6 protein-coding genes and 1 pseudogene are annotated in these 5,999 nt (G+C 61.7%); 5 read left to right on the forward strand and 2 right to left on the reverse strand.

The window, feature by feature from the left end:
- Positions 1 to 242 (forward strand): annotated as a pseudogene (locus tag Q1X90_RS04745) (hydroxyethylthiazole kinase); the annotation flags it as partial.
- Between the two features lie 79 nt (positions 243 to 321).
- On the opposite strand, the gene Q1X90_RS04750 reads toward Q1X90_RS04745, so the two are convergent.
- The gene (locus tag Q1X90_RS04750) at positions 322 to 477 is read right to left on the reverse strand and encodes a hypothetical protein (RefSeq protein WP_300767072.1); all 156 of its coding nucleotides are present in this window, start codon (positions 475 to 477) and stop codon (positions 322 to 324) included.
- A gap of 127 nt (positions 478 to 604) precedes the next feature.
- Here Q1X90_RS04750 and thiC point away from each other — a divergent pair, with 127 nt between their 5' ends.
- From thiC to Q1X90_RS04765, 3 genes are all read left to right on the forward strand, one after another.
- Positions 605 to 3,232 (forward strand): phosphomethylpyrimidine synthase ThiC, encoded by a 2,628-nt coding sequence (gene thiC / locus Q1X90_RS04755; RefSeq protein ID WP_300767082.1) that lies wholly within the window; start codon positions 605 to 607, stop codon positions 3,230 to 3,232.
- The gene (gene thiD / locus Q1X90_RS04760; protein ID WP_300767074.1) at positions 3,229 to 4,086 is read left to right on the forward strand and encodes a bifunctional hydroxymethylpyrimidine kinase/phosphomethylpyrimidine kinase; all 858 of its coding nucleotides are present in this window, start codon (positions 3,229 to 3,231) and stop codon (positions 4,084 to 4,086) included. Before thiC ends, thiD begins: the two co-directional genes overlap by 4 nt.
- Before the next feature lie 87 nt (positions 4,087 to 4,173).
- Positions 4,174 to 4,563, forward strand: coding sequence for a thiamine-binding protein (locus Q1X90_RS04765; protein WP_300767076.1), 390 nt, complete (start codon positions 4,174 to 4,176; stop codon positions 4,561 to 4,563).
- 67 nt (positions 4,564 to 4,630) lie between these two features.
- Here Q1X90_RS04765 and Q1X90_RS04770 read toward each other — a convergent pair whose 3' ends face one another.
- Positions 4,631 to 5,092: a type II toxin-antitoxin system antitoxin SocA domain-containing protein gene (locus Q1X90_RS04770; protein ID WP_300767078.1), complete on the reverse strand. Its 462-nt coding sequence runs from the start codon at positions 5,090 to 5,092 to the stop codon at positions 4,631 to 4,633.
- Between the two features lie 125 nt (positions 5,093 to 5,217).
- On the opposite strand from Q1X90_RS04770, the gene Q1X90_RS04775 reads away from it, so the two are divergent.
- Positions 5,218 to 5,910 carry a GTP pyrophosphokinase family protein gene (locus Q1X90_RS04775; protein WP_300767080.1) on the forward strand — a complete coding sequence of 231 codons (693 nt, stop codon included), beginning with the start codon at positions 5,218 to 5,220 and terminating at the stop codon, positions 5,908 to 5,910.
- Positions 5,911 to 5,999: the final 89 nt, after the last annotated feature.

Here is a 5,999-nt window from a genome sequence, read left to right on the forward strand (position 1 = left end):
CGTTGGGCGGCGTCACGGCCACCTATCTGGCCGTCTGCGACCCCCTGGGCGCGGCGCTGGCGGCGGGGCTTCTGTTCAACCGGGCGGCCACGACAGCCGCCTCGAGCTCGTCCGGACCCGGGTCGTTCCAGACCGCCTTCCTCGATGCACTGTGGAACGCGAGCCCCCGGGACGTCGCCATGGGGAACATGACCTTGGCATCGGCGCAATCGGCTCGTCCCGCCGTGGATACGGTTTTTTAGACCCTTCAATTTTATACCCTATTTCTTCATACCTTTTTTCAATACCCCGTATTTTCATACCGGTTTTTCCGGTGAACCATCATTTCCATGCCATATTTTCCGCCACGAAGCGGAGAACAGGAGAACGACCCATGACCAGCGGCACCAACAACAGCACCACCAGCAGCAGCACCACCGGCAGCAGCAACACCGCCACGCCATCGATGCCACCACAACCAACACCGACGCCATCCACACCACAGTCCGCAATGACACAATCCGGTATGGCACAGCCCGCGATTCCGCGATCGGCGACACCGCAATCCGCGGCATCACTGACAACCGCAGCGTCACTGTCAGCCAATCGCTACCCCTACGCCTCCATGCGGTCGGCCTTCGATCTGAGCGCCTACTTCGTCGTGGGCCCGCAGGACACGAAGGGCCGCGACATCGGAGGCGTCGTCGAGGACGCCCTTATGGGAGGGGCCACGTTCATCCAGCTCCGCGCCAAGGACGCCGACGCCAAGGACATCACCATCATGGCGCAGGACATCGCGCAGATCATTGAGGACAACGGCAAATCCGACACCGTCGCCTTCGTGATCGACGACCGGGTCGACGTCGTCTGGCAATGCCGCAACAAGGGGATCAAAGTCGACGGCGTGCACATCGGACAAACGGACATGGAGCCGCGCGAGGCACGCGCCCTGCTCGGAGAGGACGCGATCGTCGGTCTCTCGGCCGAGACGGAGAGCCTCGTGCGGCTCATCAATGAGCTCCCCGCCGGATGCATCGACTACATCGGCGCGGGACCACTGCACTCGTCCACCACGAAACCGGATGCGGCCGCCGTCGAAACCGATGGGAGCCGCCATCTGCTGACCCTTGATCTGGTCGACACCATCGCCCGCGCCAGCGATTATCCGGTTGTGGTGGGTGGAGGCGTCACCGCACAGGACATGGCGGGCCTCGCCTCCACAGGAGCCGCAGGATGGTTCGTCGTATCGGCCATCGCCGGCGCGGACGACCCGCGGGCGGCGACGCGCGAGCTCGTGGAACGCTGGCATCGTGTTCGGGGGGACCGGACACACGGCTATGCGGATCGTCCGCGCAACGCCGACAAAGCCGGGGTCGTGGCGAAGGTTGGGGACGCCGCGACCCCAAACATCACACAATCCGACGGCTTCACCAATGCGAAGGAGGCCCGGCAGGCCGCACGCCTCGCGCGGCAACAGCGCGTCGACATCGCCGCGCGTGGATCGTCGCAACGAGACAGGGCGCACATCCGCAAAACCACACCCATCCATTTCGACAACCAGCACGGCAGCTACGATCTGGAGGTTCCCTACACCGAGATCGCCTTGGAAAACACCCCCGGTGGCGGCCCGAACGAGCCTTTCCGCGACTACAACACCGAAGGGCCGGGCTGCGATCCCAAAGAAGGGCTCGCGCCGCTACGGCTGGAATGGATACGGGACAGGGGCGACATCGAGGAATACGAGGGCCGTCACCGCGATCTGGCCGACGACGGCACCCGCGCCATCAAACGCGGACGAGCCACCAAGGAGTGGCGTGGAAGAACGCACCGACCCATGCGCGGCACGGACCATCCCGTGACCCAGATGTGGTACGCGCGGCACGGAATCATCACCCCCGAGATGCGCTACGTGGCCGAACGCGAGCACTGCGATGTGGAGCTCGTACGCTCCGAACTCGCCAGCGGACACGCGGTAATGCCCTGCAACGTCAACCATCCCGAGGCGGAGCCGATGATCATCGGCGAGAAATTCCTCGTCAAGCTCAACGCCAACATGGGCAACTCCGCCGTCTCGTCATCCATCGACGAGGAGGTCGAGAAGCTCACCTGGGCCACCAAATGGGGAGCCGACACCGTGATGGACCTGTCCACCGGCAATGACATCCACACCACGCGCGAATGGATCCTGCGCAACTCCCCCGTCCCCATCGGCACCGTGCCGATGTACCAGGCGCTGGAGAAGGTCGACGACGACGCGTCCAAACTCTCCTGGGAGCTGTTCCGCGACACAGTCGTCGAGCAATGCGAGCAGGGCGTGGACTACATGACCATCCACGCGGGAGTGCTTCTACGCTACGTGCCGCTGACCGCCAACCGCGTGACCGGCATCGTCTCGCGCGGAGGATCCATCATGGCCCAATGGTGTCTGGAGCATGAGCAGGAGAGCTTCCTCTACACGCACTTCGACGAGCTGTGCGACATCTTCGCCCGCTATGACGTCGCCTTCTCGCTGGGAGACGGACTGCGGCCCGGATCCCTGGCGGACGCCAACGACGCCGCGCAATTCGCCGAACTCATGACGCTTGGCGAATTGTGCCAGCGGGCATGGGACCACGACGTGCAGGTCATGATCGAGGGGCCGGGCCACATCCCGTTCGACACCGTGCGCATGAACATCGAGATGGAGAAATCCATCTGCAAGGGAGCGCCCTTCTACACCCTGGGACCGCTGACGACCGACACCGCGCCCGGCTACGACCACATCACCTCCGCCATCGGCGCCACCGAGATCGCCCGGTATGGGACCGCGATGCTGTGCTACGTGACACCCAAGGAGCATCTAGGACTGCCGAACAAGGACGACGTGAAGCAGGGCGTGATCACCTACAAGATCGCCTGCCACGCGGCCGACATCGCCAAACACCATCCGCACGCGCAGGACCGCGATCTGGCCATATCGAAGGCTCGGTTCGAATTCCGCTGGCTCGACCAGTTCAACCTGTCCTTCGACCCCGACACGGCCATCGCCTTCCACGACGAGACGTTGCCCGCAGAACCGGCCAAAATGGCGCATTTCTGCTCGATGTGCGGGCCGAAGTTCTGCTCGATGGCCATATCGCAGAACATCCGCAAACGGTTCGGCGGTCTCGCGGCGCAGCAGACCATCGTGGACTCCGTCAAAGCCGGAGCGGACGCTCATGCGCAAACCGCATCCACCGCGGGAGCAGCCGCCACCGCGGGAGCCTCGGCATGATCCGCGCAACCACCCTCCCCGCGGTCCTCACCATCGCCGGAAGCGACTCCTCAGGCGGAGCGGGAATCCAGGCGGACCTCAAAACCATGCTCGCCAACGGCGTCTACGGCATGAGCGCCATCACCTCACTCACCGCCCAGAACACCACGGGCGTCAACGCCGTCGCCGACGCCGACCCTTCGATGCTGGCCGCTCAGATCGACGCGGTGTACGCCGATATCCCGCCCGCGGCCGTCAAAATCGGCATGGTGTCGAATGTTGGGCTCATCCGCGCCATCGCGGATCGGCTCGCCGCGCATCAGGCAAGGAACGTCGTGCTTGATCCGGTCATGGTCGCCACCAGCGGAGCGCGACTTATCGACGGATCCGCCGTGTCGGCGCTGGTGTCCCTTCTGTTCCCGCTGGCAACCGTCATCACGCCCAACATCCCCGAAAGCGAAACACTCGCGCGCTGGGATCCGGGATCGATCACCTCGGACGAGGATATGCGGCGCTGCGGGAACGTTCTCGCCGCAACCCACGGGTGCGCGGTCCTCATCAAAGGAGGACACCGAGTCAGCGACGCCAGCGACGTCCTCGTAACACCCGACGGAACGGCCACATGGTTCCGGGGACGACGCATCGACACCTCCGACACGCATGGCACCGGATGCACGCTCTCCAGCGCCATCGCCTCCAACCTCGCCAAGGGATCGGACCTTCCGGACGCCATACGCGAGGCCAAGGAGTATCTGTCCGGAGCGCTGGCCGCGGGACTGTCGCTGGGCCACGGATCCGGGCCGATGGACCATGCGTGGAGATGGCGCGACGGCGACAGTGCGAACGGACCACGCGGTGCGAACGGAAACGATTAGGAGATGAAGCCTACGATGGCCATATCCGAACATCATGACGCCGAAGAACGGCACCACAACGCATCACACCCCACCAAGGAGAGACACATGACCGACCGCAACGCCGAACGACAGACCGTCCCCACGGACCCCGACACCGGCAGACCATACATCAACACCGTGGCCGCCGTGGCCATCGCCCCCAGCGGCGTGGGAGCGGAGCTCAGCGAGTACGTCAGCCAGGCCGTGGGCGTGATCCGCGAATCCGGGCTGCCCAACGAGACCAACGCGATGTTCACCAACATCGAAGGCGATCTCGACGACGTGCTGCGCGTGGTCAGGGACGCGACCATGAAGCTCGCCGGGCAGGGCTACCGCACCGGAGTGACGCTCAAGCTTGACATACGACCGGGATTCACCGGCCAGCTCACGCAGAAGCCGGCGTTGGTCGACACCCTGCTCGACGGCGACGCCACCGGCACCGATCCCCGCCCATAGCCATCTGCTCATAGACATCCGGGGTCCATCTCACACACAACATGATGGACCCCGGATTATCGCAGACTCACGAACGATCTGGCAACACGGGATTCACGCGGTAATAGCGTTCTATATCGTCCTTTGAGATGACCCTGGTACCCGATTCCGAAGGAGCAAGACCACTTCGGGCCTCGCGCCAAGGATTCTCACGATGAGTCCGCTCACTGAGCTCATTGCCAGTGAGCTTCGACAGAGCCTCGCCAACGCGATTGACGATGGCCGATTCACCCGCCGACAACGCCGACGACAGCCTTTTATCAGCGTCGACGTCCTCTGGGCGGATAATGAACATTCTCCTGTGCTGGACATAAAGGTCATAGCACACGGGTCCTCCCCGCCACGCCTGAAAATCCTCCTCAAAGAGGGGACTCCCCGTCGTCGACAACGACTCCGCCTGAGAATAATACGCGAGCTTCTGCAGCTTCATCGTGGTCATGGACCCATAACGCCACAGAATGTACGAAGCGACATTGATGATCGATGTCATTCCGACCTCCCTGTTTACCGACGCCCGATAAGCCCTCACGGCGCATATATCGTTTATCGTAATCAAACCCATCGTCTTAATCCAGGATTCAGCTTTGGTCATATGTCCGTGCCACAATTTAACGGATGACAATCCATGTCGCGCGCGGTCAAGCGAACAAAGCCGGTAGGGTTCTTCGCACCATCGATATGACGGATTCCGTCTCGCAGAACCAGAAAGACGCCATTATCACCGCCACGAGATGGCGTTCACAGCACGTCAAGGCAACAGAGACCTGCTTTTCGACAGTGCTCGACTGCGCATCAGCGATCGACGGCACCGTCGCGACATATCGTATGAAGCGCATGACATCGATCATCAGAAAACTTCAAAGGCCATCATCACATCTGAAACTCGGTGAGCTGGACGATATCGGAGGGTGCCGCCTCATCGTCAACACCATTGATGACGTCAACACGGCAACGGACATTCTCAAGAATCGTCTTAGTCTCAAAAATGGCAATGGCGATAAAAACTATATCGATTCACCCCAGCAAAGTGGGTATCGTTCCCGACACCTCATCGCAAAAATCAACGAGGAAGAGACCTGTCTTCATGTTGAAATCCAAATCAGAACGCGCCTACAACATTGCTGGGCAACAGCCAATGCAGCCATGGGGAAATATATTCTCAGGAATACAAAAGCCCGCAAGTACAAGGCGACGCGAGTGGGTCAGACGCTCAAAGGATTGAGTTCTTCGCAACTGTCTCCAGCCTGTTCGCGATTCATGAGGGCACACCACAGGTTCCGGGACATACGGAATCCAAAGAATCGCTGATAAAACAACTGATGGCATCCGCATGCCGCGAGCAGCTCCTGAGGGATCTTCACGCAGCCACCGATAGCATTTATTCGGTAAGCTCATCA

The sequence above is a fragment of the uncultured Bifidobacterium sp. genome (genome assembly GCF_949292005.1).
Lineage (GTDB): Bacteria > Actinomycetota > Actinomycetes > Actinomycetales > Bifidobacteriaceae > Bifidobacterium.